Raw genomic sequence first — 26233 nt, 5'->3', positions numbered from 1 at the left:
AATGCCCGCATGATGACCTCCCGCCCCGATGCCGCGCTGCGCCGCCGGCAGATACTCGATGCCGCCGACGAAGTGTTCAGCGAACACGGCGTCAATGCGCCGCTGGAACTGGTGGTGGAGCGCGCCGGCCTCGGCCGCGCCACCTTGTACCGCAACTTCCCGGACCGCCTCGCGCTGATGACCGCGCTGATGACGCGTGGACTGGATGGCCTGGAGCGCCTGGCCGCCGACCTGGCCGACCGCCCGGACGGACTGGCGGTGCTGCTGCACGATGTGGCCGAGCACATCGCCCAGTCGGCGCCGCTGGTGGACTTCTGGCGTTCGATCGAACGCGCGCATCCGGCGGTGGAAGCCGCCGATCGCCGCGTGGTGGCGATCTTCCTGCCGTTCGTGCGGCGTGCCCGCGATGCCGGTCTGTGCCGCGCGGATGTCGACGACGAACAGCTGCTGCTGGTGATCGACATGCTGGGCAGTTGTCTGCGCGGCAACGACGAGTCCGAACGCAAGCGCCTCGCGCACCGCTCGGCGGATCTGCTGATGCATGCCTTGGGCATGCAGGTACCGGCTGGCGGCACGCGATGACGACGCGCGCGCCGACCCGCGCGGGCATCGGCCGTTGGGCGCTGCGCGTGGCGCTGCTGCTGGCTGCCGCGTGGGGGGCGCTGGCGATCCATTTCGCGCTGACCGGCAATGCACTGGTGCGCATCGGTTGGGTGAGTTCGTGGTGCGCGATGGCACTGGCCGCGCTCTGGGGGCTGCGCCGGGGCCGCGAAAACTGGGCCCTGGTGAGCATCTTCGGTGCGGCCTGCGTGGCGCTGGCGGTGGCGTGGGCCATGATGCAGCCCAGCCAGGATCGCGACTGGGCCGACGATGTCGCCCAGCGCCTGCAGCCGGAGGTGCACGGCAACAGCGTCACCCTGCGCAACGTGCGCAATTTCGACTGGCGCAGCGAAACCGATCATGTCCCACGCTGGGAGACCCGCCAGTACGATCTTGATCGCCTGGTCAGCGCCGATCTGGCGTTGTCGTACTGGATGGGCCCGGCGATCGCGCACACCCTGGTGTCGTTCGGCTTCGACGACGGCTCGCACGTGGTGTTCTCGCTGGAGATCCGCAAGGAGCGCGGCGAATCCTTCTCCGCACTGGGCGGATTCTTCCGCAGCTTCGAAGCAACCCTGGTCGCTGCCGACGAGCGCGACATCCTGCGCGTGCGCACCAATGTGCGCGGCGAGGACATGTACCTGTACCGCCTGGCGATTCCGAAGGCAGGCTTGCGCCGCATGTTCCTGGGTTATGTCGCGCTGGCCAAGGATCTCGATCGCGAACCCGCGTTCTACAACACGCTCACCAGCAACTGCACCACGATCGTGTTCGCTCTGGTGCGGCAATTGCAGACCACCTTGCCGCTGGATCACCGCCTGTTGTTGTCCGGCTATGCCGACGCCTATGCCTACGACCATCATGGCCTGATGCCGGGCTACGACTTCGCCACCCTGAAGCAGCGCGGGCATGTCACCGCGCGTGCGATCGCAGCCGATACCGCCAGCGACTTCTCACGGCGCATTCGCATCGGCATGCCGCAGGCACCCGCACCGGGCGCGTCACCACGCGCGGCGCAATGACGCTCCTGCAGCGAAGGCGCGGCAGCGTCGCCATATTGCTGGCGGCGCTGATCAGCGTGTGGTCGAGCGGCTGCGCCATGGTCACGGTGCAATCGCGCGACAGCGCCGGCTATATCGCGCAGACGCGCGGCGACGTGCTCAGCACCGGTGCGCTGAGTCAGCCGGGTAACGAAACCCTGCAGGTGGCCGGTCTGCAGCCCAAGGACTGCCACAGGCAAGCGCTGCCCTGCATCCAGCGCCTGGCCACGGTGGCCGGCATCGGCGACGAGCGTCGCCTGGCCACCCTGGCCGAGTTGTGGACCGCGCAGGCGATCGCCCTGACCGGTCGCACCTCCGCGCAGATGAGCGATGCGGCCATGGAAGCCTGGCTGGAAGCGGCCCGGCATGCCTATGCCTATCTGTTCTTCAGCGCGCGTGCGCCCGCCGCGCGCGCGTTCGAGAACCGCCAGACGCAGGTGCGCGATTACTACAACTATGCCGTGCAGCAGCTGGTCGAGCAGCTGTTCGCGCGTGCGCAGCAGAGCGTCCAGACCGCGCCCGCCGTCACGCCGATGGCGATAGGGCGCTGGCAGGTTGCGGTAGACATGTCCGCGTATCGGCTGCCGGGCGGCGGCAATACGCCGCGCGGGCTGTTCGCGGCCTCGGCACTGCGCTTCGATGGATTGCGCAGCACCTACCGACGCGACGGCTTCGGTGCCGAGCTGGTGGCCGAAGTCGACCCGCAACTGGTCGGCGACCCGGCTGGTCTGGCGGCGCAGCCGGCGGCGCGTGCCGGCACCGCGCAGGAGCGCCCGCTGCCGACCTTCAGCGAGATGCCGTACGCGCCGGCAACGCTGCTGGTGCGTTTTGCCGGCGACTCACTGGATGCAGTGTTGCGCACCGAGCTGGCGACCGTGGCGCCCTACGATCCGTACCGCCAGAACGAGGTGGTGCTGCACGGTCAGCGCGTGCCGTTGGCGGCGAACTTCACCGCGGCCTATGGGCTCTGGCTGGCGAAGTCGGGCTTTGCCGTGCAGTCGCTGCGCTCCATGCTGGGCCGCGCACGCGGCATCGATCGCCCGCATCTGTATCTGATGCAGCCCTACGATCCCGATCGGCGCGTGCTGCTGATGCTGCACGGGCTGGCCAGCAGCCCGGAGGCCTGGGTCAATGTGGCCAACGAAGTGATGGGCGATGAGACCCTGCGCCAGCGCTACCAGATCTGGCAGGTGTATTACCCGACCAACGCGCCGATCGCGGTCAATCGTGCGCAGATCCAGGCTTTGGTGCAGCGTAGCCTGCAGCATTTCGATCCGGCTGGTACCGCACCCGCCTCGCACGGCATGGTGTTGATCGGCCACAGCATGGGCGGTGTGATCGGGCGCCTGCTGGTGTGCTCGTCGGGCGATCGGCTCTGGAACGCCCTGTTGCGGGACTACCGGCTGGATGGAGAACGCGGTGCGCGCGTGCGCGCCAAGCTGGCGCCCCTGTTGAATTTCGCGCCGATGCCGCAGATCGACCGCGCCATCTTCATCGCTGCGCCGCATCGCGGTACGCCGCTGGCCGAGGGCGGCCTGGGACGCTTGGTCGGCCGCATGGTGCGCCTGCCGCTCGCCTTGCTGGACCGCTTCGGCGATGTCCTGCAGGATCTCGCCGACAGCGAGCAAGACGGGCAGGGCGGGCTGCCGCGTCGCAAGAGCCGGCTGCTGCCGCCGACCAGCATCGACAACCTCCGCGACACCGATCCGTTCGTGCGCGCCACGATGGATCTGCCGATCTCGCCGCAGGTGCGCTATCACACCATCGTGGGCCGCGAAAAACCCCAGGTACCGCTGGCCGAGTCCGACGATGGCCTGGTGCCGTACCGCAGCGCACATCTGGACGGCGCCGCGTCCGAACTGGTGGTGACCTCCTGGCACAGCGTGCAGGAAACCCCGCAGGCCATTCTGGAGATTCGGCGCATCCTGCATGCGCAGCTGCAGGCCGAAGACAGCGAAGCGCCTGCACCGACGCGATCGCCGGAGCCTGCGCCCGCGCCTGCATCCGCCAGCCTGTGAGTTGACCTGCCACGTTGGCTGCGGGCAAGGCCGGCGCTGTTAGCGCCTCGTTGACTGCGCTCGTGGTATCAGGCCATCTCTCCAACGGGTTCGAACAGGGAAGGGGCGATGCGCAAGCTGTCGGCAGTGCTGTGGGTGCCATTGTTGTTGGTCGCCTGCGGGCGCGGCGAAGCCCCCGAGGGGGCAGGTAGCGCCAGCACCGCCTCCGCCGCGCCCCAGTCTGTGGCGCGCGCGCCGCAGACGCCTGCAGCGGTTGCGGACGACGTGCCGGAGTTTCCGGCCATTCCCACCATCGTGGTGCCGGACATCGTCGGCGTGACTCCGGCGCAGCGTGCGCTGGAAGCTTCGCTGCAAGACATACTGGACCCGGTCGCAGGCATCAGCGTGGCCCCGGCACGCTGCGGCGATGGCGGCACGCTGATCACCGATGCCGGCATCACCAGCGTCGATGTCAACGGCAATCTGCTGCGCAACGGCAGTACCGGGCTCTTCGATCTCAAGGCCGATGGCAGCGGCACCGCCAACTTCGACGGTGGCCTGGTCGTCGTCAATGCCGATGGCAGCGGCACCATCAATGGTGCCGGCCAGGATGGCGACGCTGCGCTGATCGACGTGCAGTCCAACGGTGGCGGAACCTACAACGGCCCGGCTGGCCTGATCAGCCTGGACGGCAGGGGCGCCGGCACCTGGAACAGCGACAAGAGCGGGTTGATCGACAATCGCGGCGATGGCAGCGGTACCTGGAATGGACCGCGGGGCCTGGTCACCATCAATGCCGACGGCTCGGGCACCTGGAACGGCCCCGCTGGGCTGGTGCAGAACCGGGGCGATGGCACCGGCACCGTCGGCACGCCGCCGCGCGAGGTACGCATGCCGCCGCTGCCCAAGGTGCCGCCGGCAGGTCGCTTCCCGCCCCTGCAGAAATTCGCCCCACCCGGTGCGCCCTGCGGTTATCTGATCACCCTGAACGACCGCATCCTGTTCGACTTCGACAAGTCCGACATCCGTCCGGATGCGGCACGCGTGCTCGATACGCTGGCCGTAGCGCTCGGCAAGGTGACAGCCCGCGACATGGAGGTGCGTGGGCACACCGATGCCAAGGGGGAGGATGCCTACAACCAGTCGCTGTCCGAGCGCCGCGCCAATGCGGTGCTGGCGGCGCTGCGCACGCGCGGTGCCGCGCAGACGGCCGCCGCCAAGGGCTACGGAGAAACGCAGCCGGTGGCGCCCAATACCGTCAACGGACAGGACAATCCCGGCGGGCGGCAACTCAACCGGCGCGTCGAGATCTTCTTGCGCACATGACTGAGGCCTGCAGGATCGAGTGCGCGCCATCGGGGGCGTATGCGTGTTGCGTAGACGCTGGCCCTCGATGACGGTGACGCAGGTGACGGACACGGTCGCGCGCGAGGTGTCGCCTTGCGATTGCCCTGACGGCCACGCGGCGGCGTGACACGTTGTGGCGTGAATGGCTTGCTGTCTTACGCAACCGATGTCGTGCAGTGCGGGTTTGCGTCGAACCCTCACCCCAACCCCTCTCCCGCAGGGAGAGGGGCTTTGTTCCCTTCTCCCCGTGGGAGAAGGTGCCCGCAGGGGCGGATGAGGGGGAGCACGTAACAGATAGACGTGCCGTGCCGTGCGGCTTTGCCCCCAACTCTCACCCCGACTCCTTCCCCACGGGGAGAGAGACCTCGAATCCCGTCCGGCCGCGGTATGCCAATGAAGGCGCCAGGGCTTCAAAACACAATGGGCCGCGTCGGCGGCCCATTGCGATACACACCTGCGCTCCGAAGGGCGCGCGGTTTACTTCAGCTTCGCATCGGCGCGCAGCGCGTCGGCGCGGTCGGTCTTTTCCCAGGAGAACGAGGTGGCGGTGTGCTTGGTGCCGGTACCGTCGGTGTAGCTGAATTCCTTGGGCTTGCGGCCGAAGTGGCCGTAGGACGCGGTCTGCTGGTACATCGGGTGGATCAGGTCGAGCATCTGGATGATGCCGAACGGACGCAGGTCGAAGTGCTTGCGGATCAGCTTCTCGATCTGTTCGTCGGCGATCTTGCCGGTGCCGAAGGTGGTGACCGAAATCGAGGTCGGCTCGGCCACGCCGATGGCGTAGGAGACCTGCACTTCGCAACGGTCGGCCAGGCCGGCGGCCACCACGTTCTTGGCGACGTAACGCGCGGCATAGGCGGCCGAACGGTCGACCTTGGACGGATCCTTGCCCGAGAACGCGCCACCACCGTGACGGGCCCAGCCGCCGTAGGTGTCGACGATGATCTTGCGGCCGGTCAGGCCGCAGTCGCCCACCGGGCCGCCGATCACGAACTTGCCGGTCGGGTTGATGTGGAACTTGGTGCCCTTGTGCAGCCACTTGGCCGGCAGTACCGGCTTGAGGATTTCCTCGCGCACCGCCTCGATCAGATCCTTCTGCTTCACGCCCGGATCGTGCTGGGTCGACAGCACTACCGCGTCGATCGCGGTCGCCACGCCGTCTTCGTAGCGCAGGGTGACCTGCGACTTGGCATCCGGACGCAGCCAGGCCAGCGCCGAGTTCTTCTTCTTGCGGATCTTGGCCTGCTGCTCGACCAGACGGTGCGAGAGGTGGATGGCCGCGGGCATGAAGCTGTCGGTCTCGTTGGTGGCATAGCCGAACATCAGGCCCTGGTCGCCAGCGCCCTGTTCTTCGGGCTTCTTGCGGTCCACGCCCTGGTTGATGTCCGGCGACTGCTTGCCGATCAGGTTGAGCACGCCGCAGGTCTCGCCGTCGAAGCCGACGTCGGAGCTGTTGTAGCCGATGTCCAGGATCACCTTGCGGGTCAGCGCTTCCAGGTCGATCCAGGCGCTGGTGGTCACTTCGCCGGCCACGATCGCCACACCGGTCTTGACCATGGTTTCGCAGGCCACGCGGGCGCGCTTGTCCTGGGCCAGGATGGCGTCCAGCACGGCGTCGGAAATCTGGTCGGCGATCTTGTCCGGATGGCCTTCGGAGACCGATTCGGAGGTGAACAGGTAGCTGGACATCAGGCTTATATCCCTTGATTCGGATGAAAAGATGGGTGCGGATGATACACGCCCACGGTGACCCTTGCATTGTGCGCCTGAACGCGGTGCCGTGGGGATCAGCGGAGAGGGGCGCAATCCGGCGGATGCAGCTGGGCCGGATGCGGCGTGTCGGCACCAGACCACCGGGATGCTCCAGCCAGGCGGGCACGACGGCCGAGCCTGCCCGGGCGCGCCGGGGCCGGTGGTTGCCCGGAGGCGACCGCCGCTGCCATCGCGCAGTGGAGATGGCTCCCGCTGGCGTGCGGCGATGTGGTCTGCGCGGGTCCGCGACAGTCACGCGCGGTTGGTGGCTCCATGGTGCATGCAGCGCGTGCAGCCGTGTGCCGCCTGTCGGCAGGCCCCACGGTCGGGTGGATGTCTCTCCAGCCTGCTAGCATCGGGCAATGGATTCACTGACCCAGATCGTTCTTGGCGGCGCGATTGCCGCTGCCATCGCGCCGCCCGGACAGCGGCGTGCCGCCTTGCTGGCCGGCGCGGCCCTGGGCACCTTGCCCGACCTCGACTCGCTGGCGCTGCTGCCGCTGACCGACGATCCGGTCACCCTGATGACGGTGCACCGCAGCGTCAGCCACTCGTTGTTCGTGCTGCCGCTGCTGGGCTGGTTGCTCTGGTGGCTGTTCCGCCGCTACGGCAACGGGCGCGTGGCCGGCGCACCCACACGCTGGTTCTGGGCGATCCAGCTGGCCTTGCTCACCCACCCGCTGCTGGACGCCTTCACCGTCTACGGCACTCAGCTCTGGTGGCCGCTGCAACCGCATCCGACCATGTGGTCCAGCGTTTTCATCATCGACCCGGCCTATACGCTGTGGCTGCTGGGTGCCTGCGCCGTGGCCTGGTTCGCACGTGCGCGCCCGCTGGCGCAGCGCGCGTTGGTGATCGGCCTGGTCGCCAGCTCGGCGTACCTGGGCTGGTCGCTGGTCGCCAAGCATCTGGTCGATCAGCAGGCCGATCGCGCCCTGGCCGCGATGGGGCTGGCCGATGCGCCGCGCTTCTCGGTGCCGATGCCGTTCAACACGCTGTTGTGGCGCGTGGTGGCGATGACGCCCGGTGGCTACGTCATCGGCGAGCGCTCGCTGGTGGCCGACAGCGGACCGATGCAATTCCGCGGGTTTTCCAGCAATACCCAGGCCCTGGGCGAGGTCGCTGCGTTCGATTCGGTGCGCCGGCTGAACTGGTTCAATCGCGGCTTCATGCGCGCGCGGCTGGTGGACGACGAGCTGATGCTCAGCGACCTGCGCATGGGCCTGGAACCGGATTACACCTTCAATTTCGTGATCGCCCGTCGCGACGATGGCGCCTGGCAGCCGATCGTGCCGCGCCAGGTCCAGGCCGCCTACCGCGCGCCGGTCGCACGCGACCAGATCGGCGCCGTGCTGGCGCAGATGTGGCACCGCATCTGGAACGCGCCGGTCGGCAAGGCACTGACCGGCGATCTGGAACACGAGGGCGCCCAGGCGACCGCGCCGGTCTCGGCATCGGCATCGGCGCCTCAGTAGACCGTGGCGCGCGCCTGCACGAACGAATAGAAAAAAACCGCATCCGGGTCGCTTTGCACCTGGGCCAGTTCGCGGCGCATGCCGTCCACGGTCTCGGCATCGACCGCGCCGGCATGCAGCAACTGCTCGGCGGCCGATAGCAGCACCTCTTCCCAGAAGCCGATCATGGTCTTGCGTCGGCCCGGCTCGCGGTTGTCCAGATGCAGGGTCTTGATCTGCGTGTGCACGTCGCGGAAGCCACCGGCCAACAGCAGGTTGCCCAGCTTGGCGCCCACGAACGGGTCGCCGCCCTGATCGTGCTGGAAATCGTTGAACGCCATCCAGTAACGCCACAGATTCGGCGAATACGGGTGCAGCAGGAACGAGGCGTTCATCACCTCGGTCACATACACCGGCGAGCCGGGCAGCAGCACCCGCCGCACCTCGTTGAGCACGCGTGCCGGCGAGGGCACATGCTCCAGTACCCAGCACAGGAAGGCCGCATCGAACTGGCGCGCCTCGAAGGGCAGGTCGCCCGCGTCGGCCTGCTGCAGCGTGTAGCGCTCGCGGCACCAGGCCAGCCGTTCCAGGTTGGCGCGCGCCGCACCCAGCTGCGCCTCGCTCAGGTCCACCCCGGTGACGTGCAGTTCGGGAAACCGCCGCAGCAGGACCTCGGTCTGCGCGCCCACACCGCAGCCGACTTCCAGCAGGCGCCGCGCGCCGCTGTAGTCGACTGCGTTGAAGAGTGTGGCCTCCAGCAACCGTGCCTGCTTGAGCAGGCGCGCCTGTTCGGTGGCCGAGAAGCCGTGCAGGTAAGCATGGGTGTCGTGCGTTGCGCTCATGATGCAGCTCCAACAGCTCGGGAAACTCAGGCGGCGTTCGGCAGCGACGGCGGCAGGCCGGCGATCAGCGCGTCGAAGTAATCGCGGGTCAGCGCCAGTTGCGCCTCCGGCGTTTCGGCGCGGTTGACCACCGCGCGGAAGTCCGCGCTCTGCGGGTGGTCCTTGGCGTACCAGCCCAGGTGCTTGCGCGCGATGCGCACACCCTGCGGTTGGCCGTAGAACGCGTGCAGCGCGTCCAGATGGCCGAGCAAGGTGTCACGCACGAACGCCAGCGATGGCGGCGGCAACGCCACGCCGGTGGCCAGGTAATGCGCCACCTCGCCGAAGATCCACGGCCGCCCCTGCGCGGCGCGGCCGATCATCACTGCGTCCACGCCGGTCTCGTGCAGCACCTGCGCGGCCTTGTGCGGCGAATCGATATCGCCGTTGGCGATCACCGGAATCTGCAGCGCCGCCTTGATCTGCGCGATCGTGGCGTACTCGGCGCTACCGGTGTAGTGCTGGTCGCGGGTACGCCCGTGCACCGCCAGCGCGGCGATGCCGCAGTCCTGTGCGATGCGCGCGATGACCGGCCCGTTGCGGTGGTCGCAATCCCATCCGGTACGGATCTTCAGCGTCACCGGCACGTCCACTGCCTGCACCACCGCACGCAGGATGCGCGCCACCAGATCCTCGTCGCGCATCAGCGCCGAGCCGGCCCAGGCGTTGCATACCTTCTTTGCCGGGCAGCCCATGTTGATGTCGATCAGCTGTGCACCGTGATCGACGTTGTAGCGCGCCGCCTCGGCCAGCTGCTGCGGCTCGGTGCCGGCGATCTGCACGCTGATCGGGTCCGGTTCGCCGGCATGATCCATGCGGTGCAGCGACTTGCGCGTGCCCCAGAAGCGTGGATCGGAGATGGTCATCTCCGAGACTGCCAGCCCGGCGCCCAGCCGCTTGCACAACAGCCGGAACGGCTTGTCGGTCACGCCCGCCATGGGCGCGAGAATCACCTTGGGAGCGATGTTGTAGGGGCCGATCTGCATGCGGGCATTGTAGCTGGGGTGGGGATTCGGGATTCGGGAGGGCGTTTTTCGGCCTTCGGTCTTGTGCGGTTGCCGTGTGGGTCGCGTGACCAGTAGAGCGAGGGCAGCGGCGAGATTGCTGGTTGACCGTACCCTCACCCCAACCCCTCTCCCGACGGGAGAGGGGCTTCTATTCCTTCTCCCGTCGGGAGAAGGTGGCGCGTCAGCGTCGGATGAGGGTACGGGTGCCCGACGCGGCATCACGCCAGGTTCCTCCGCCCAGATTGCTATCCGATGAAGATCGAAGTTCCGGCGCAGCGGGCCTGGCAGCGTCCGTCGATGGACAGGCCTCGACATGCCGTTCGCGGATCGAAGCAGTCTCATGGGGATGCCGACGCCCTGAACGCAAAAGGCGACCGCATCGCTGCGGTCGCCTTCGTTGCTTGCTTGAAGCGTGAGGATCACACGGCCGGTTCGGGCACCATGCGCGGCATCGATGCGGCGGCGCCTTCCACTTCGGTGGAGCGCGCGGCGTAACGGGTGGCAAAGCGCACGTGGGTGATGAAGCTGGCGGTGGGCGACTGCGCCAGCGAGGCCACCAGCGCACCGTTGAAGGCATCGCCGGCGCCGGTGGTGTCCACCGTCTGCGCGCTTTCCGCACCTACCCGGTAATGTGCGGCACTGTCGCCACGCAGCTGCTCGTCGGCATGCGAGATGAAGGCGCCCACCGCGCCCAGCGTCACCACCACAGTACCGCCCGGCAGCAGCTTGCGGCACAGCGAGTGCAGCGTATTGCCGTCCAGCGCCGCCACATCGTCGGCGTTGATGCGTTCGCCGACGTGGCGGCCGAGCAGGGCGGCGAATTCGGTCTCGTTCGGAGTCAGCACGTCGGCCAGCTTGAGCAGGCCGATCGAGGTCGGCGCATTGGCGGGCGCGGCGTTGAGCACGGTCAGCGCGCCGCATTCATGCGCCAGGGCCAGCGCGGTTTCGACGGTCTCTGCCGGCGATTCCAGCTGCGCCAGCAGCACGCGCGCCGACGCCACCAGCGCACGCTGGTTCTCGACGAAACCCGAACTCAGCACCGAGTTGGCGCCGGCGCCGATCACGATGGTGTTGCGGCCGTGGCCGTCCACATAAATGCCACCGGTGCCGGTCGGTTCGTTGCTGGGCTCGGCGATCAGCGTAAAGCCGTCGTGGGCGGCCAGCGAGCGCGCCAGCGCACCGCCGGCATCGTCGCCCAGCGCGCACAGAAACTGCGTCTTGGCACCGGCACGCGCCGAGGCCACCGCCTGATTGAAGCCCTTGCCGCCGGGGCCGGTGCTGTAGCGACCGGCAATGGTGGCGCCCGGCGCGGGCAGCACGTCGCAACGCCACACGTGATCGACATTGAAAGACCCGACAACGACGACCGAACTCATAGATACCTGCTTGCTTGAATGACTTGAATGAAACCTGGCGTAACGCGATTAGACCGTGGCGCCGATGAACCCGCGCCGCCTCAGCCGAAGTGCGAGAGCACGCCGGCAATGGTAGCGGTCATGAAGGTGGCGATCGAACCGCCGAGCACCGCGCGCAACCCGAATTTGGCCAGATCGTGACGACGTTCCGGTGCCAGCCCGCCGATGCCGCCGATCTGGATCGCGATCGAGCTGAAATTGGCGAAGCCGCACAGCGCATACGTGGCGATCAGCCGGCCTTCCTCGCTCAGGCTCACGCCGGCGACCTGGCCCTGCACGATCTGCGACAGCTCGGTATAGGCCACGAATTCGTTGATCACCACCTTCTGCCCGATCAGCGAGCCCACGGTGGTCGCGTCCGCCCAGGGCGTGCCGATCACCCAGGCCACCGGCGCCAGCAGGTAGCCGAAGATCGTCGACAGGTTGGTCGGCCGACCCAGTGCGGCGGCCGCGCCCGTCACTTCGCCCAGCCAGGTCAGCGGTGCATTGATCAGCGCGATCAGCGCGATGAAGGCCAGCAGCATCGCGCCGATGTTCAGCGCCAGGCGCAGGCCGTCGCCGGCACCGGCCGCAGCCGCATCGATGATGTTGCTGGTGGTCTTTTCCACTTCCATCTTGACCGTGCCGCGGGTCAGCGGCGTACCGGTTTCCGGCACCAACAGCTTGGCCACCACCAGGGTGGCCGGCGCGGCCATGATGCTGGCGGCGAGCAGGTGCTTGGCGTAGAACGCCTGCTGCACCGGATCGCTGCCGCCGAGCATGCCCACGTAGGCGGCCAGCACGCCGCCGGCGATATGCGCCATGCCGCCGATCATCATCGTCAGCAATTCGGACTGGGTCATCTTGGGGATGTACGGGCGCACCGTCAGCGGCGCCTCGGTCTGGCCGATGAAGACGCTGGCGCAGACGCTGGTGGTTTCCGCCCCCGACACGCGCATCACCTTGGTGATGGCCCAGGCCATCGCGCGCACCACCAGCTGCATCACGCCCAGGTGGTAGAGCACGCCCATCAGTGCCGAGAAGAAGATGATGGTGGGCAGCACCTGGAACGCAAAGATGAAGCCATAGCTCTCGATGTTCATCAGGCTGCCGAAAATGAAGGTGGAGCCTTCATTGACGAAGCTCAGCACCTTCACGAAGCCCTTGCCCAGCGAATCGAACACGTCGCGCCCGCCCGGCACCAGCAGCACCAGCGAGGCGAACGAGATCTGCAGCAGCAAGCCGGTGCCGACCAGCTTCCAATCCACGGCGCGGCGGTTGCTGGAGAACAGCCAGGTGATGCCGATGAGCACCGCCAGACCGAACAGGCCGAAACCGATCCTTCCCAAACCTTCGACCATTCCAATCCCCGGGGTTGCTGACGGCAAAACGAGAAGCCTAGAGCAGGGGGTGTCGGCCGGCAAGGCGAGCGGTATTCAGACGGGCGCCACTGGCTCGCGTCGGCGTCCCGCCCGCTAAACTGCGCAATCCGGTCCGGGGCAGGGGCCCCGGGGGGGCGCAGGAGTGTTTCGCCATGCATTACCGTCGTCTGGGTTCCACCGGGCTGCAGTTGTCGGCCGTGTCGTTCGGTGCCTGGGTCACCTTCGGCAAGCAGATCGGGCGCAGCGAGGCGCGTAACCTGATCGCTGCGGCCTGGGACAGCGGCATCAACTTCTTCGACAACGCCGAGGTCTATGCCCGTGGTCGTGCCGAACAGGTGATGGGCGATGTGATCGCCGACCTGCGCCTGCCGCGCGATGGCTACTGCGTGTCCAGCAAGGTGTTCTTCGGTGCGGTGGACAGCCCGCGTCCGACCCAGCGCGGGCTCTCGCGCAAGCATGTCACCGATGCCTGCCACGCCGCGCTCAAGCGCCTGCGGGTGGACTATCTGGATCTGTATTTCTGCCATCGGCCCGACCCGGACACGCCCATCCAGGAAACCGTGCGCGCCATGGATGCGCTGATCCGGCAGGGCAAGGTGCTGTACTGGGGCACGTCGGAGTGGAGCGCCGAGCAGCTGCGCGCGGCCATCGCCATTGCCGAGCAGGAGCGCCTGCATGGGCCATCGATGGAGCAGCCGCAGTACAACCTGCTGCATCGGCAGCGGCTGGAACACGAGTACGCGCCGCTGTGCGAGGCCGGGCTGGGCACCACCATCTGGTCGCCGCTGGCGTCGGGGCTGCTGACCGGCAAATACAACGCCGGGGTGGCCGCCGACAGCCGGCTGGGCCAACCCGGCAACGCCTGGCTGCAGGAAGAAGTGCTGGGGTCGGCCGACAGCCGTCGTGTCGAACGCGCTCGCGCGTTCTGCGCGGTGGCCGCCGAACTGGGCCAGGCGCCGGCGCCGCTGGCGATCGCCTGGTGCCTGCGCAACCCGCACGTGTCCACGGTGATCCTGGGCGCCAGCCGGGTGACGCAACTGGAGGAGAACCTGTCCGCACTGGAGGTGCTGGAACAGGTGGATGCCGCCGGCTGGGCACAGGTGGAGGCGGCGACACGCTGAGCGCTCCCACCGCGCCTGCACGGGCGGATTCACGGCGTGTGCGACGGGTGGTGAAGGCGGCGCATGCGCGACCGGCGGGGGCGTGTGGGTAGGCGACACAAGGAGCGTGCCGGGTGCATGAGGCGTCACCAGACACGTCGGCGCTGACGTCGTCGAAAGGTGCTTTCGATTGATTTAATCAATCGAAATTCAAGAGGTCATGCAAACTTCCTGCGAAGCAAATGAGAATGGCTCTTGATCATTAAATGAGAATGGTTATTATTTGTCTGGCCAACCGACTGGAGATCCAGATCATGACCGCTCATCCCGTGCTGCTTCGCTCCGAACCGGTCAACCTGCGCGACCGCGCCGTGCCGCGCGTCGTTCCCGCTGAAGACCTCATCAGCAGCGAGGCGCTGCTCAAGGGCCGCCGCGAAGTACTGATCCAGCATGGCGACCGTGTCTATCGCCTGCGCCACACCAGCAACGACAAGCTCATCCTGACCAAGTAATCCAGCCCAGGGAACCGCTGCACCCGGCAACGGGAGCAGACGCCGCCACGCCCCGCAGTCGGTCGTCGCGGCATGCCCGCACCGCACGTCGCGAGCGAGGTGCCGGCAGGTTCTGCAGCCACCGCATTACCACTGGCGCCCGTCCGTGCATGGGCGCCGCGTGCTCGCCCGGGCGTTGCCGCCGCCGCCCACCTCCCATCTCTCCACCCTCGGTTGCCGCGCGCAGCCGCTTCGCTGTGCGCGCTGCCGGGGGCTCTTCCACAAAGGTTTCTTGATGATTCGCCTGCATCCGCTGGTGGTCGCGCTGTCGCTCGCGCTGCCTGCCGTCTCGTTTTGTGCCCATGCCGCAGAACCAGAGGCCGGTGGCGCCTCCGCGCGTGAGGTGCACGATTTCGATCGCCTGCAGGTCACCGCCACGCGCACCCAGCGTGCGCTGGTGGATGTGCCGGGCACGGTGGATGTGATCGACCGCGAGCAGTTGGACAACCAACTGGTGCGCGAACTCAAGGACCTGTTCCGTTACACCCCCGGCGTATCGGTGACCAGCACCAATGGCCGCTTCACCGGCGCCAACGGCATCCGCATCCGCGGCCTGGACGGCAACCGCGTGGCGATCCTGGTGGACAACGTGCCGGTGTCGGACACCTTCGCATTCGGCAGCTATCTCAATGCCAATCGCAACTTCGTCGATCTGGAAACGCTCAAGCGTGTGGAAGTGGTGCGCGGGCCGGCCAGTTCGCTGTATGGCTCCGATGCCCTGGGCGGCGTGGTGGCCTTCGTCACCAAGGACCCGGCCGATTATCTGAGCCAGGACAAGCACAGCTACGTGGGCCTGAAGTTCGGCTACGAAGGCGACTGGAACGGCTTGTTCGCCGGCGCCACCGGCGCCTTCGGCGGGGAGCGCTGGAGCGGCCTGGTGGCGGTGGCGCATCGCCAGGGCCAGGAAACCCAGAACCAGGGCGACAACCGCAGCCGCAATTTCAACCGCACCGCGGCCAATCCGCAAAACGTGGACGGGCGCAGCGTACTGACCAAACTGGTCTACGCACCCAGTGCGCAGCAACGCTTCAAACTCACCGTGGAAGGCAACGAGGACTACGGCAGCATCGAGGCCCTGAGCAGTATCGACACGCGCTCGCCGACAGCCTCGCTGCGCGTGCTGTCCCAGCAGGGGCGCGACCACCAGACCCGCGCGCGGGTGTCGTTGCGGCACGAGCTGGATGCGCTGGACAGCGCACTGGCCGATGACCTGCAATGGCTGGCGTATCGCCAGGATAGCGAAAGCCTGCAACGTACCAACGAGCTGCGTGGCAACAACACCCGCCGCCATAACGAACACAGCTTCGACCAGCGGGTGTACGGGCTGCTGGTCAATGCGCACAAGGTCGTCGCTACCGAGACGATGCGCCACGACATCACCTACGGCCTGGATGGCACCTGGACCGACACGCGCGCCAAGCGCGACGGCTATTTGCTGAATCTGGCCAATGGCGCGATCAGCAACCGCGTCGGCCAGGACGTGTTTCCGGTGCGCGATTTCCCCAAGAGCGAGACCACCAAAGTCGGTCTGTATGCGCAGGACGAGATCGGGCTGCTGGATGGACGTCTGTCGCTGACGCCTGGCGTGCGTGTGGACCATTTCCGCCTTTCGCCGCAGATCGACGGCATCTTCCGCGAGGACAATCCCGGGGTGGGTGTGGCGACCATCGATCAAACCCAGGTCTCGCCCAAGTTCGGTGCGGTGTGGCGTTTCTCGGACGCGTGGTCGGCGTACGCCAATTACGCGCACGGCTTCCGCGCTCCGCCGTACAACGACGTCAACATCGGGTTCACCAACCTGCAGGGGCGCTACACCGCCATCGCCAACCCGGATCTGAAGGCCGAGACCAGCCGCGGCGGCGAACTGGGCGTGCGCTTCAACGATGCGGTCGGCTATCTCGGCCTGGCGCTGTACTACACCGACTACCGCGACTTCATCGAATCCAATGCGCCAGCCGGCGTCAACGCCGACGGTTTCATGGTGTTTCAGTCGCGCAACGTGGACGATGTGGTGATCAAGGGCGCCGAGGCGCGCGCCGGAATCGACCTGGGCGTGCTGGTCGGCTGGCAGGGTTGGTCGTTGAATAGCGCTGTGGCGTATTCCGAAGGCGACAACCTGACCGACAACATGCCGCTCAATTCGGTGGACCCGCTGCGCGGCACCCTGGGCATGGCATTCGACGGGCAAGGCTGGGGCGCGGAACTGATCGGCACCTTCGTCGCCCGCAAGCGTCGCCCGCAACTGGACACGTACTACACGCCAGCCGGCTACGCCACGCTGGACCTGATGGGGCATTGGGAATTCGCGCCTGGCGCCAAGCTCACTGCCGGCGTGTTCAATCTGGCCGACCGTCGCTATGTGGACTGGAATGCGCTGCCCAACGGCACGCTCGCCAGCAGCACGGTGGTGGACCGCTTCACCGCTGCCGGACGCACCGCCTCGGTCAGCCTGGCCGTGAACTGGTAGCGGCCATGCCCATCGCCCGCCCATTGCCGTTGTCGTCGCGCGCACGTGCCACCCGCAGCACGCTGCCGCGCCCGGCGCAGTTGGCGGCGCTGGGCACGGTGCTGTGCCTGTACCGCCCGGCGCTGGGCAATGAGCTCGATGGCTGGCAGTTGGCGATCGAGGCGGCCGCCTCGCGGCAGCTGGACAGCGATGGGGTGCGCGAAGGCATCTGCTTCTTCGATGCCGACGGCCAATGCTGCTGGCGCCTTTACCTGCTGCCGGACAGCGATTTCCTGAACTGGGATCGGCTGGTGTCGCGTCTGCCGTCCCTCTCCACCCAGGCCCCGGGCCTGGGGATCGGCGAGCGCCTGTGGCGCCGGCTGGCCGGGCGCATGCGCGGCGAAAGCTGGCGGCTGAGCGCGCTGCGCCTGCACACCACCACCGCTGGCGATCAATCGCTTGCTGCCAGCCTGGCCAATGTCTCTGCGCTGGGGGCCGAGGTTGCCGCGCGCCTGGCGCACCATGAGGGCATCGACGGGCGCGTGGCGATAGACGATTGCTGCTGCGCGCGCGCTGCGGCTCCGCCGCCCCGCCCGATCGCAGCCGGGCGCAGCGATCCCGCCAGCATGACCGCCGCAGTGTTGCGGCTACGCCGCTGATGTTCCAACGACCACGACCGAGAGTTCCAATGAGCCGATTGTTGCCACGCTGTATCGCACTCCCCCTGAGCCTGCTGCCCCTTCTCGCCACTGCTGCCGATCCCGAGCGCGATCGTCAGAGCATCCTGGCGATGCAGGGCGAATACGCAGTGGACTTCGCCTTCGACGAAACCGTGCTGCTCAAGCCCGGTTACGAGCGTGCCTCGGCGATGCGCAGCGGCGCCAGCGAAGTGGTCATCGTGGTGGAGGATTCGCCACGCAAGCTGGTGTTGCAGCACTTGCTGGTCGACGAAAAGAGCAAGCATGTGACCAAGCATTGGCGACAGGACTGGGTGTACGAGGCGCCGCAGCGTTTCGAATTCACCGCCGAGCAGACCTGGCAGGTGCGTGCGCTGCCGGCAGCGGCCACCCAGGGCGCCTGGACGCAATGCGTGTTCGAGGTCAGCGATGCGCCGCGCTACTGCGGCACCGGGCGTTGGGACTATGCCGATGGGCATCCGACCTGGACCAGCGATCTGAGCTGGCGTCCGTTGCCGCGGCGCGAATACACCAAGCGCAGCGACTACAACGCGCTGTCGGTGATCAACCGGCACACGCTCACGCCCGACGGCTGGACCCACGAGCAGTTCAACACCAAGGTGTTGCGCAAGTCCGACGGCAGCCAGGAGCCGATCGCGCGCGAGTTCGGTTTCAACGATTACCGCAAGACCACCGACGTGGACTTCGCCCCGGCCTATGCGTACTGGAAGGGCACGCAAGCCTACTGGGCGAAGGTACGCACACGCTGGGCCAGGTTCCTGGACACGCCGCCGGGCCTGCACCTGAAGACCAAGCCCGACGGCATGGCGATGATCATGCCGATGTTCGAGCAGGCCGAAGCCGCGCAGAAGGGCAAGCGGGTCAAGGATGCGCAGATCGATGCGGTGTTCGCGCAGTGGGTGGAAGCGGCGAACTGATCGCCGCGTGTCGCAGAAGCGCACCCGGGCGCGACGGGCGTTATCGGTAACGCCCGGTCGCGCCCTGGGGCGTTCCTTCGGAATGGGCGGCCGTCACTCCTTGAACATCAAGAACGCCGCGACCAGGATCAGGCCGAACGCGGCCCAGTGGTTCCACTTCAGCGACTGGCCCAGGTAGAAGGTCGAGAAGCCGGCGAACACCAGCAGCGTGATCACTTCCTGCATGCCTTTGAGCTGCGGAGCGGAATACACCGCGCTGCCCAGGCGGTTGCCCGGCACCTGCAGGCAGTACTCGAAGAACGCAATGCCCCAGCTGACCAGGATCGCGATCATCAATGGCGTGCTCTTGTACTTCAGGTGCCCGTACCAGGCGAAGGTCATGAACACGTTGCTGGCGATCAGCAAAAGGACCGGGTACAGGTAGGCGGTGAAGGAGGCAGTGGGCATGATGGCGGCGGCAGGGAGCGGGCCGGCAGCATAAGCCAGTCCCGTGAAGCGCACGCAACCGTGGCGGCCTGGGCCGCAACGCCCGTCAGCGCTGCATGCCCCAGCGGCGCACGCTCAGCCGCTCGATCGCCTGGAAGACCACGCCTTCCACCAGCAGGCCGAGCACGATCACCATGGCCAGCCCGGCGAACACCTTGTCGGTGTAGAGCTCATTGCGATTCTGGAAGATGTACCAACCCAGCCCGCCCTGGCCGGAGGTGGCGCCGAACACCAGCTCGGCAGCGATCAGGGTGCGCCAGGCGAATGCCCAGCCGATCTTCAGGCCGGACAGGATCGCCGGCAGCGCGGCTGGAATCAGCAACTGCATCACGTAGCGCGGCCCGCGCAGGCCGTAGTTGCGCCCGGCCATGCGCAGCGTTTCCGGCACCGCCTGGAAACCGGCGTAGGTGGTCAATGCCAGCGGCCACAATACCGAGTGCACCAGTACGAACACCAGGCTGCCGGTGCCCAGCCCGAACCACAGCAGGGCCAGCGGCAGCAGCGCGATGGCCGGCAGCGGGTTGAACATGGCCGTCAGCGTGCCGAGCACATCGCGGCCCCAGCGGGTGGAGGCGGCCACCGCGGTCAGTACGAATGCGCCGACCACGCCCAGCAGATAGCCCTGTCCCAGCACCCGCAGCGAGGCAGCCACCCGGCGCAGCAGTTCGCCCGACACCAGCCCCGCGTAGAACGCGCGCGCGGTCTGCGCGGCGCTGGGCAGCATCAGATCGTCGCCGACCATGCGTGCGGCGATCTCCCAGACCACCACCAGCACCGCCAGCACCACGGTCTTGCGCAGCCACGTCGGCGCCTGCCGGCGGCCGGGGGCTGCCACTGTCAGCAGGGCCGGGTCGACCGGTTGCAGCGCCAGTTCGTATTCGGGGCGCACCGGCGGTAGTGCGGTCGTGTGCGAGCGGGTCATGGCAGCGCCTCGCGTTGCAGCTGGGCAGGGCGACGCAGTGGCGCCACCTTGGTGTCGGCCAGCGTGTCGTCCGGCAGGTCGAACAACAGGCGGTGGATGCGCTGCACCGTCTGCTGGAAGGCCACGCTGCCGGCGCTATGCGGTCCGAAGGCATGCGCATTGAGTTCGGCACGCACCTGGCCCGGATGCGGCGACAGCAGCAGCACCCGGTTGCCGACCACCAGCGCTTCCTCGATGGAATGGGTCACGAACAACAGGGTGAAGCGCGCCTGCTCCCACAGTTCCAGCACCTGCTCCTGCATGCGCGTGCGGGTCAACGCATCCAGTGCGGCGAATGGCTCGTCCATCAACAGCACGCGTGGGCGCATCGCCAATGCACGTGCGATCGCCACGCGCTGCTTCATGCCGCCGGACAAGGTATGCGGGTAAGCCTCGGCAAACCCGCTCAGTCCGACCTGCGCCAGACTTTCATCGGCACGCTCGCGTGCTTCTGCGCGGCCGAGCCTGCGCGCCGCGCGCAGCCCGAACACCACGTTTTCGCGCACGGTCTTCCACGGCGCGAGTTGATCGAACTCCTGGAACACCACGACCCGGTCGGGCCCCGGCCCGGTCACCACCTGTCCATCCAGACGGATCTGCCCTTCGCGCGGAGCGACGAAGCCGGCCACCGCCTTGAGCAGGGTGGACTTGCCGCAGCCGGAGGGGCCCAGCAACACGAAGCGATCGGCTGCATGCACATCGAAGCGGACGCGGTGGGTGGCCCGCACCACGCGTTGTGCGGAGGCATATTCCAGGCTGACGTGATCGACCTGCAGCAAGGGGGTCGACATCGCTCAGCTCCCGCCCGCGACCAGCGGGTCGTCGAAGAAATAGTCGCTCAGCCTGCCCGGCGCCTGCTTGATCGCACCGCTGTGCTGCATGAACTGGCCCAGTTTCAGGGTGTTCTGCGGCGCCACGGTGAACTGCACCTTGGGATCCTTGAGGATCTGCAACACCAGTGCACGGTCGATGCCCGAGCCATTGCGGCGCAGGAAGATGTCGGCCGCCTGCTCCGGATGGGCGGTGACGAACTTTGCCGCCTGGTCCAGTGCGGCGACGAAGGCACGATAGGTCTTGGGGTTGGCGCGGCGGAACTTCTCGGTGGCGTAGAGCACCGTGGCCGACGACGGGCCGCCTTCGATGTCATAGGAGCTGGTCACGATGTGCGCGCCTGGATTGCGTGTTAGTTCCTGCTCCTGGAAGGGCGGGCTGGCGAAATGCGCGGTGATCTCGGTGCGGCCACGGATGATGGCGGCAGCGGCGTCCGGATGCGGCAGCGCCACCTGCAGCGCGTCCAACTGGTGCGTGCCCTTGTCGCCCCAGCGCTGCTGTGAGGCATGCTGCAGAAACCGCGATTGCACCGACACGCCGGTGGCAGGCACGGCGATGCGGTCCTTCGGGGTGAAGTCGCCGATGCTCCGGATGCGTGGGTTGTTGCTGATCAGGTAATACGGAAAATTGCCCAGCGAGGCCACGCCGCGCACGTTCTGCCGGCCACGGGTACGGTCCCAGATGGTGAACAGCGGCCCGACGCCGGCGCCGGCGATATCGATCGAGCCGGTCAGCAACGCATCGTTGACTGCCGCGCCGCCGGACAGCTGCAGGAACTGCACATCGATATCCACGCCGGCTTTCTTGCCCTGTTGTTGGATCAGCTGCTGCTCCTGCGCCACGTCCAGCAGCAGGTAGACGATGCCGAACTGTTTGGCGATGCGCAGCTTTCCTTCGGCCTGCGCATGGGCGCTGTGCAGCAACGGCAATGCGGCCAGGAGCAGCAGCGCGACACGTCGGGAGAAACGTCGGCGCTGCGGACGTGCGTGAGAGGTTACGGTCGAACGCATGTGGCGCTCCAGTCGAGTGGAGGAAGAAGACGCGTTTCCAGCGAATGACGTGCTGCGAAACGCGCGCGAGGCAGCACCTGGGCTAGAACGGCGCATCGCCTTCGATGGTGGTGCGGTTGAGCCGACGACGCAGGTGATCGGGCGTGCCGGCGGCCAGATGCATCACCGAGCGGTTGTCCCAGAACACCATGTCGTGGGGCTGCCAGCGATGCCGATACACCAGGGCATCGGCGGTGCTGTGTTCAAACAGGGCCTGCAGCAGCGCAGCACTTTCGTCGTCGGGCAAGCCGACGATGCGGGTGGTGAAATGCTCGCTGACAAACAGCGCTTTCTGGCCGGTTTCCGGATGGGTGCGCACGATCGGGTGCTGCACGGGGTTCACCTCGGCGATCTGCTGAGGCGTCAGCGCCGGGCGCCACGGATTGCGTGCACGCAGTGCTTCGTACTTGGCCAGATAGCTGTGCTCGGCACGCAGGCCCTGCACTGCGTGCTTGAGCGCGTCGGGCAGGGTCTGCCAGGCCAGATGCTGGTTGGCGAACAAGGTGTCGCCGCCTTCGCTTGGCAGTTCCTGCGCATGCAGTAGCGATCCCAGGCTGGGAGTGTCCTTGTACGACAGGTCCGAGTGCCAGTAGTGGCCGGCATCGCCCAGGCCGATCGGCTGGCCGTTCTCCTTGATGTTGGATACCACCAGCACCTCCGGGTGGCCGGGCAGCTGGAAATTGCGCAGCACGTGGATCTGCAATGGGCCGAAGCGACGGCTGAAGGCGACCTGCTGCGCCGGGGTGATGCGCTGATCGCGGAACACCAGCACATGGTGCTCCAGGTGCGCCCGGTGGATGCGCGCGAAGGTGTCCGCATCCAGCGGCTGCGACAGATCCAGGCCGATCACTTCGGCGCCCAGCGGCGCATCGAACGGCACGATCCGCACGTCGGCACGCTTTGTGGCGACGGCATCCACGCGTGGCAGCTGCACGCGCGCTGCAGAACTGACATTGGCCACGAGCTTGCACCTCGACAACGGCAAAGGCCGCCCACACGGCGACCGGACTGGTCACTCTAGGCAGTCAAGCCGTCGCTGCGAACGTACGATTGGCACGGTGCTTATGCGCAGCAGGTATATGCCGGGACTCCAGCAGCCCAGGCGAGCAAGTGGTCGAAGCTGGACGTTTCGGCCGGCATCGAATGACCGGCCAGATGGTCCTGGCGCGATCACAGCGGCCCTACTCGGCACGCAGCGCCAACGCCGGCGGCGTGGACAGGATGCGGCGGGTGCCGGACCAGCCGGCCAGCAGGCTCAGTGCCAGCCCGAACGCACCGCCCAGCAGCAGGCGCGGCCAGTCCGGTGCCAGTGCGATCTCGAAGGCTTGCTGCCCGACCACCGCACCGATCACTGCCGCCGCAGTCACCGCAAGGCCGGCCGCCAGCAGTCCCAGCGCACCGAATTCCACCAGCACCGCACCGCGCAACTGCCCGCGGCGTGCGCCCAGCGTGCGCAGCACGGCGCTGTCGTAACGGCGCTCGCCGGCAGTGGCCTGCAGCGCCGCCAGCAGCACCAGCACACCGGCCAGCAGGCTGAAGCCCATCACCAGTTGCACCGCCTGCGCCACCTGGTCGATCACCTCGCGCACCCGGCCGAGGATGGCATCGATATCCAGCACCGAAATATTGGGGTAGTCGCGGCTCAGCGATGCCAGCTTGGGCGCACTGCCGGGCGGCAGGTGGAAGGCGGAAATCAGGTTGTACGGCGCATCGCCCACCGCGCCTTCGTTGAGCAACAGGAAGAAGTTGACCCGGAACGAATCCCAATCGGCCTTGCGGATGCTGGTGACGGTGAAGCTGCGTTGTTGCTCGCCCAGCAGCAGGGTGATGCGGTCGCCGAGCTTGAGCTGGTAGCGCTGTGCCCAGCCTTCTTCCACCGAGGCTTCGGCGGCGGTGCTGTCGGCGCTCCAGAACCTGCCCTGCAGTAGCGTATTGGCCGGCGGGAATGCATGCCGCCAGGAAAAATTGACCGGGCGGTTGTCGCCGTCGCCATCGTCGGCCGGATCGCGGTCGCCGCGTACCGGCGGCTTGTCGTTGATGGCGACCAGGCGGCCGGTGGAGAAGGGCTCCACCGCCGCGGTGTCCACGCCCAGTCCGCGCAGCGTCTGCAAGACTGGCGCGGTCTGCTCGGGCTGGATGTTCATCAGGAAGTAGTTGGGCGTATCCGCCGGCAGGCGGTCGCGCCACTGGCCCAGCAGGCCGGGGCCGACCACCGCCAGCAGCAACAGCGCGCACAGCGACAGCGACAGGCCGACCAGTTGCACCACGCTCAGGCCGCGCCGGCGTGTCAGCGAGGCCAGGCCCAGTTTCCAGGCGCCGCGCAGGCGGTGCTGGATCGGCCGCAGCAGGGCCAGCAATCCCAGCCCCAACAGCATCGCCACCAACGCCAGCGCGGCCAGGCCGCCCAGGACCCAGCCGGCCAAGACCAGATTGCCGGTGGCATACACGGTGAGCGCCAGCGTCGCGGCCAGGGCGGCGCCATAGACCAGCAACGAACTGGGAGGCACGGCGGCGAAGCTGCGGTTGAGCACGCGCATCGGCGGCACGTTGCGCAGCCGCAGCAGCGGCGGCAGGCCGAAGCCCAGCAGCAGCACCAGACCGATGCCCGCACCCGCCAGGGCAGGGGTGGCCTGCGGCAGCGGCAGCCGGTTCGGAATCAGGCTGCCCAATGCCTGCACCAGGCCTTCCTGCGCCAGCATGCCAAGCCCGATGCCGACCAGGCAGGCCGGGATGGCGGTGAACAGCAATTGCAGCGACAGCATCGCCAGGATGTCGCGCTGACGCGCGCCCAGGCAGCGCAGCACCGCGACGGTATCGATGCGACGCATTGCGAAGCGATTGGCCGCCAGCGCGGTCGCCACGCCCGACAGCAGCACCGCCAGCAAGGCCGACAAGGCCAGGAAGCGTCCCGCGCGATCGAATGCTGAGCGCATGCCGCGCTGGGTGTCTTCGATACCCACCAGCCGGTACTCGCTGGCACGCGGCTTCAGCCAGGCGCGCAGGTCGGCGATGACATCCGGCGCGCCGGCGAACATCAGCCGGTAGGACGCGCGGCTGCCGGGTCCGAGCAGTCCGGCGCCGTCGATATCTGCGCGATTGACCAGCAGCGGCGGCGACAGCTGCATCAGCTCGCCGGAGGCATCCGGTTCGGCACGCAACACGCCGGCGATGGTCAGATGGCCGGCGCCGAATTCCAGTTGCTCGCCGACGCGCAGGCCCAGCGCCTCCAGCAGGCGTGGGTCGGCATAGGCCTGGCCGGGCGGCGGCGCGGTGGCAGGCGTGTCTTCGGCACCGCTGCCGTCCCTGGACACCAGCAACTGCCCGCGCAACGGATAGCCGGCGCCCACGCCACGGATGTTGGCCATCTGGCTGGCGTCGCCATGGAACAGCACGCTGGGGAAGCTGACCATGCGCGTGCTCTGCAGGCCGCGCCGTTGCGCTTCGGCGGCGAACTCGGCCGGAATCTCCTGGCGCCCGGTCACGCCCAGGTCGCCGCCGAGCACCTCGGCTGCGCTGGAGGTCAGCGCCAGCGTCACCCGATCCACCAGCGTGCCCACCGCCGTCATCACTGCCACGCCCAACACCAGGGCGGCAAACACGGTCAGCAGGTCGCCGGCCAGGAACTCGCGGCGGACTGCACGCGCCGCCTGTCTGACGACGTTCATGCCGCCGCGCCGGACGCTTGCGCGTGCAGGCGCCCGCCGTCGATGCGGTAGAGGTGATGGCAGCGGCGGGCCAGGGTCATGTCGTGGGTGACCAGCACCAGCGTGGTCTCGCTGGTGGCATTGAGCGCGAACAGCAGATCGCTGATCTGCGCACCGGTGGCCTGGTCCAGGCTGCCGGTGGGTTCGTCCGCGAACAGGATGCGCGGGCGGGCCACGAACGCGCGCGCCAGTGCCACGCGCTGCTGCTCGCCGCCGGAGAGCTGGCGCGGATAGTGGCGCGCGCGTGCGCCCAGGCCGACCGCCTCCAGCACCTCGCGCACCCGCGCCGGATCCTCGCGCCCGGCCAGTTCCAGCGGCAGCGCGATGTTCTCTTCGGCGGTCAGCGCCGGCAGCAGGTGGAAGCTCTGGAACACGAAGCCGACCTCGCGCGCGCGCAGCGCGGCGCGGGCTTCCTCGTCGAGCTGGCCCAGGTCCTGGCCCGCCAGCGCGATGCTGCCGCGGCTGGGCAGGTCCAGCCCGGCCAACAGGCCGAGCAGGGTGGTCTTGCCGGAACCGGAGGCACCGACAATCGCGATACTGTCGCCTTCACTGACCGTCAAGCTGATGTTGTCGAGGATGTGGAGCGTTCCCTCCGGGCCGCTGACGGATTTGCCGACCTCGCGAACGTCGATGGCG

General features: G+C 67.7%; 22 protein-coding genes. 10 read left to right on the top strand and 12 right to left on the bottom strand.

The window, feature by feature from the left end; genetic code table 11:
- Positions 1–9 precede the first annotated feature (9 nt).
- The 4 genes from LL964_RS02405 (at position 10) to LL964_RS02390 (ending at position 4963) form a co-directional block, all read left to right on the top strand.
- Positions 10–582: a TetR/AcrR family transcriptional regulator gene (locus LL964_RS02405; protein ID WP_167395173.1), complete on the top strand. Its 573-nt coding sequence runs from the start codon at positions 10–12 to the stop codon at positions 580–582.
- Positions 579–1622, top strand: a complete 1044-nt coding sequence (locus tag LL964_RS02400; protein ID WP_104584854.1) for an Lnb N-terminal periplasmic domain-containing protein — start codon at positions 579–581, stop codon at positions 1620–1622. The genes LL964_RS02405 and LL964_RS02400 overlap by 4 nt, the downstream gene beginning before the upstream one ends.
- Positions 1619–3658, top strand: a complete 2040-nt coding sequence (locus LL964_RS02395) for a lipase family protein (protein WP_104584852.1) — start codon at positions 1619–1621, stop codon at positions 3656–3658. Before LL964_RS02400 ends, LL964_RS02395 begins: the two co-directional genes overlap by 4 nt.
- 108 nt (positions 3659–3766) lie before the next feature.
- Positions 3767–4963 (top strand): OmpA family protein, encoded by a 1197-nt coding sequence (locus LL964_RS02390; protein WP_104584850.1) that lies wholly within the window; start codon positions 3767–3769, stop codon positions 4961–4963.
- 498 nt (positions 4964–5461) lie between these two features.
- Here LL964_RS02390 and metK read toward each other — a convergent pair whose 3' ends face one another.
- Complete coding sequence (metK, locus tag LL964_RS02385; protein ID WP_104584848.1) at positions 5462–6673, bottom strand: methionine adenosyltransferase; 1212 nt, start codon at positions 6671–6673, stop codon at positions 5462–5464.
- A gap of 425 nt (positions 6674–7098) precedes the next feature.
- Here metK and LL964_RS02380 point away from each other — a divergent pair, with 425 nt between their 5' ends.
- Complete coding sequence (locus tag LL964_RS02380; protein WP_104584846.1) at positions 7099–8211, top strand: metal-dependent hydrolase; 1113 nt, start codon at positions 7099–7101, stop codon at positions 8209–8211.
- Here LL964_RS02380 and LL964_RS02375 read toward each other — a convergent pair.
- The 4 genes from LL964_RS02375 to LL964_RS02360 form a co-directional block, all read right to left on the bottom strand.
- Positions 8205–9032 (bottom strand): class I SAM-dependent methyltransferase, encoded by an 828-nt coding sequence (locus LL964_RS02375; protein ID WP_104584844.1) that lies wholly within the window; start codon positions 9030–9032, stop codon positions 8205–8207. The genes LL964_RS02380 and LL964_RS02375 overlap by 7 nt on opposite strands.
- A gap of 26 nt (positions 9033–9058) precedes the next feature.
- A complete protein-coding gene (gene dusB / locus LL964_RS02370) occupies positions 9059–10057 on the bottom strand; it encodes a tRNA dihydrouridine synthase DusB (protein WP_104584842.1) in 999 nt (332 codons plus the stop codon).
- A gap of 440 nt (positions 10058–10497) precedes the next feature.
- Positions 10498–11454 (bottom strand): ribokinase, encoded by a 957-nt coding sequence (locus tag LL964_RS02365; RefSeq protein WP_104584840.1) that lies wholly within the window; start codon positions 11452–11454, stop codon positions 10498–10500.
- 80 nt (positions 11455–11534) lie between these two features.
- Positions 11535–12833, bottom strand: a complete 1299-nt coding sequence (locus LL964_RS02360) for a NupC/NupG family nucleoside CNT transporter (protein WP_104584838.1) — start codon at positions 12831–12833, stop codon at positions 11535–11537.
- 173 nt (positions 12834–13006) lie between these two features.
- Between LL964_RS02360 and LL964_RS02355 the strand changes: the two genes are divergently transcribed.
- From LL964_RS02355 to LL964_RS02335, 5 genes are all read left to right on the top strand, one after another.
- A complete protein-coding gene (locus tag LL964_RS02355) occupies positions 13007–13975 on the top strand; it encodes a potassium channel beta subunit family protein (RefSeq protein ID WP_104584836.1) in 969 nt (322 codons plus the stop codon).
- A gap of 251 nt (positions 13976–14226) precedes the next feature.
- Entirely contained in the window at positions 14227–14466 is a 240-nt protein-coding gene (gene hemP, locus LL964_RS02350; RefSeq protein WP_029219101.1) for a hemin uptake protein HemP, read from the top strand.
- A gap of 274 nt (positions 14467–14740) precedes the next feature.
- Entirely contained in the window at positions 14741–16972 is a 2232-nt protein-coding gene (locus LL964_RS02345) for a TonB-dependent hemoglobin/transferrin/lactoferrin family receptor (RefSeq protein WP_104584834.1), read from the top strand.
- Positions 16973–16977: 5 nt separating this feature from the next.
- Positions 16978–17610: a ChuX/HutX family heme-like substrate-binding protein gene (locus LL964_RS02340; protein ID WP_104584832.1), complete on the top strand. Its 633-nt coding sequence runs from the start codon at positions 16978–16980 to the stop codon at positions 17608–17610.
- Between the two features lie 29 nt (positions 17611–17639).
- Entirely contained in the window at positions 17640–18566 is a 927-nt protein-coding gene (locus LL964_RS02335; protein WP_104584830.1) for a DUF6607 family protein, read from the top strand.
- Between the two features lie 93 nt (positions 18567–18659).
- Here LL964_RS02335 and LL964_RS02330 read toward each other — a convergent pair whose 3' ends face one another.
- From LL964_RS02330 to LL964_RS02300, 7 genes are all read right to left on the bottom strand, one after another.
- The gene (locus LL964_RS02330) at positions 18660–19013 is read right to left on the bottom strand and encodes a DMT family protein (protein WP_104541520.1); all 354 of its coding nucleotides are present in this window, start codon (positions 19011–19013) and stop codon (positions 18660–18662) included.
- 85 nt (positions 19014–19098) lie between these two features.
- Positions 19099–19974, bottom strand: coding sequence for an ABC transporter permease (locus LL964_RS02325; RefSeq protein WP_104584828.1), 876 nt, complete (start codon positions 19972–19974; stop codon positions 19099–19101).
- A complete protein-coding gene (locus LL964_RS02320; RefSeq protein ID WP_104584826.1) occupies positions 19971–20804 on the bottom strand; it encodes an ABC transporter ATP-binding protein in 834 nt (277 codons plus the stop codon). The genes LL964_RS02325 and LL964_RS02320 overlap by 4 nt, the downstream gene beginning before the upstream one ends.
- A 3-nt stretch (positions 20805–20807) precedes the next feature.
- A complete protein-coding gene (locus LL964_RS02315; protein ID WP_104584824.1) occupies positions 20808–21854 on the bottom strand; it encodes an ABC transporter substrate-binding protein in 1047 nt (348 codons plus the stop codon).
- 82 nt (positions 21855–21936) lie between these two features.
- A complete protein-coding gene (locus tag LL964_RS02310; RefSeq protein ID WP_167395172.1) occupies positions 21937–22854 on the bottom strand; it encodes a TauD/TfdA dioxygenase family protein in 918 nt (305 codons plus the stop codon).
- A gap of 220 nt (positions 22855–23074) precedes the next feature.
- Positions 23075–25558, bottom strand: coding sequence for an ABC transporter permease (locus tag LL964_RS02305; RefSeq protein WP_104584822.1), 2484 nt, complete (start codon positions 25556–25558; stop codon positions 23075–23077).
- Entirely contained in the window at positions 25555–26163 is a 609-nt protein-coding gene (locus LL964_RS02300; RefSeq protein WP_279626973.1) for an ABC transporter ATP-binding protein, read from the bottom strand. The genes LL964_RS02305 and LL964_RS02300 overlap by 4 nt, the downstream gene beginning before the upstream one ends.
- Positions 26164–26233 lie beyond the last annotated feature (70 nt).

The sequence above is a fragment of the Xanthomonas melonis genome, from assembly GCF_020783655.1.
Lineage (GTDB): Bacteria > Pseudomonadota > Gammaproteobacteria > Xanthomonadales > Xanthomonadaceae > Xanthomonas > Xanthomonas melonis.
Note: the sequence above shows the minus strand (reverse complement) of the source record. Positions and strands in the feature narration are given on the sequence as shown.

Coding starts and splice junctions, on each gene's coding strand:
- LL964_RS02405 (WP_167395173.1), top strand. CDS start 10: ATGATGACCTCCCGCCCCGATGCCGCGCTGCGCCGCCGGCAGATACTC.
- LL964_RS02400 (WP_104584854.1), top strand. CDS start 579: ATGACGACGCGCGCGCCGACCCGCGCGGGCATCGGCCGTTGGGCGCTG.
- LL964_RS02395 (WP_104584852.1), top strand. CDS start 1,619: ATGACGCTCCTGCAGCGAAGGCGCGGCAGCGTCGCCATATTGCTGGCG.
- LL964_RS02390 (WP_104584850.1), top strand. CDS start 3,767: ATGCGCAAGCTGTCGGCAGTGCTGTGGGTGCCATTGTTGTTGGTCGCC.
- metK (WP_104584848.1), bottom strand. CDS start 6,673: ATGTCCAGCTACCTGTTCACCTCCGAATCGGTCTCCGAAGGCCATCCG.
- LL964_RS02380 (WP_104584846.1), top strand. CDS start 7,099: ATGGATTCACTGACCCAGATCGTTCTTGGCGGCGCGATTGCCGCTGCC.
- LL964_RS02375 (WP_104584844.1), bottom strand. CDS start 9,032: ATGAGCGCAACGCACGACACCCATGCTTACCTGCACGGCTTCTCGGCC.
- dusB (WP_104584842.1), bottom strand. CDS start 10,057: ATGCAGATCGGCCCCTACAACATCGCTCCCAAGGTGATTCTCGCGCCC.
- LL964_RS02365 (WP_104584840.1), bottom strand. CDS start 11,454: ATGAGTTCGGTCGTCGTTGTCGGGTCTTTCAATGTCGATCACGTGTGG.
- LL964_RS02360 (WP_104584838.1), bottom strand. CDS start 12,833: ATGGTCGAAGGTTTGGGAAGGATCGGTTTCGGCCTGTTCGGTCTGGCG.
- LL964_RS02355 (WP_104584836.1), top strand. CDS start 13,007: ATGCATTACCGTCGTCTGGGTTCCACCGGGCTGCAGTTGTCGGCCGTG.
- hemP (WP_029219101.1), top strand. CDS start 14,227: ATGGTTATTATTTGTCTGGCCAACCGACTGGAGATCCAGATCATGACC.
- LL964_RS02345 (WP_104584834.1), top strand. CDS start 14,741: ATGATTCGCCTGCATCCGCTGGTGGTCGCGCTGTCGCTCGCGCTGCCT.
- LL964_RS02340 (WP_104584832.1), top strand. CDS start 16,978: ATGCCCATCGCCCGCCCATTGCCGTTGTCGTCGCGCGCACGTGCCACC.
- LL964_RS02335 (WP_104584830.1), top strand. CDS start 17,640: ATGAGCCGATTGTTGCCACGCTGTATCGCACTCCCCCTGAGCCTGCTG.
- LL964_RS02330 (WP_104541520.1), bottom strand. CDS start 19,013: ATGCCCACTGCCTCCTTCACCGCCTACCTGTACCCGGTCCTTTTGCTG.
- LL964_RS02325 (WP_104584828.1), bottom strand. CDS start 19,974: ATGACCCGCTCGCACACGACCGCACTACCGCCGGTGCGCCCCGAATAC.
- LL964_RS02320 (WP_104584826.1), bottom strand. CDS start 20,804: ATGTCGACCCCCTTGCTGCAGGTCGATCACGTCAGCCTGGAATATGCC.
- LL964_RS02315 (WP_104584824.1), bottom strand. CDS start 21,854: ATGCGTTCGACCGTAACCTCTCACGCACGTCCGCAGCGCCGACGTTTC.
- LL964_RS02305 (WP_104584822.1), bottom strand. CDS start 25,558: ATGAACGTCGTCAGACAGGCGGCGCGTGCAGTCCGCCGCGAGTTCCTG.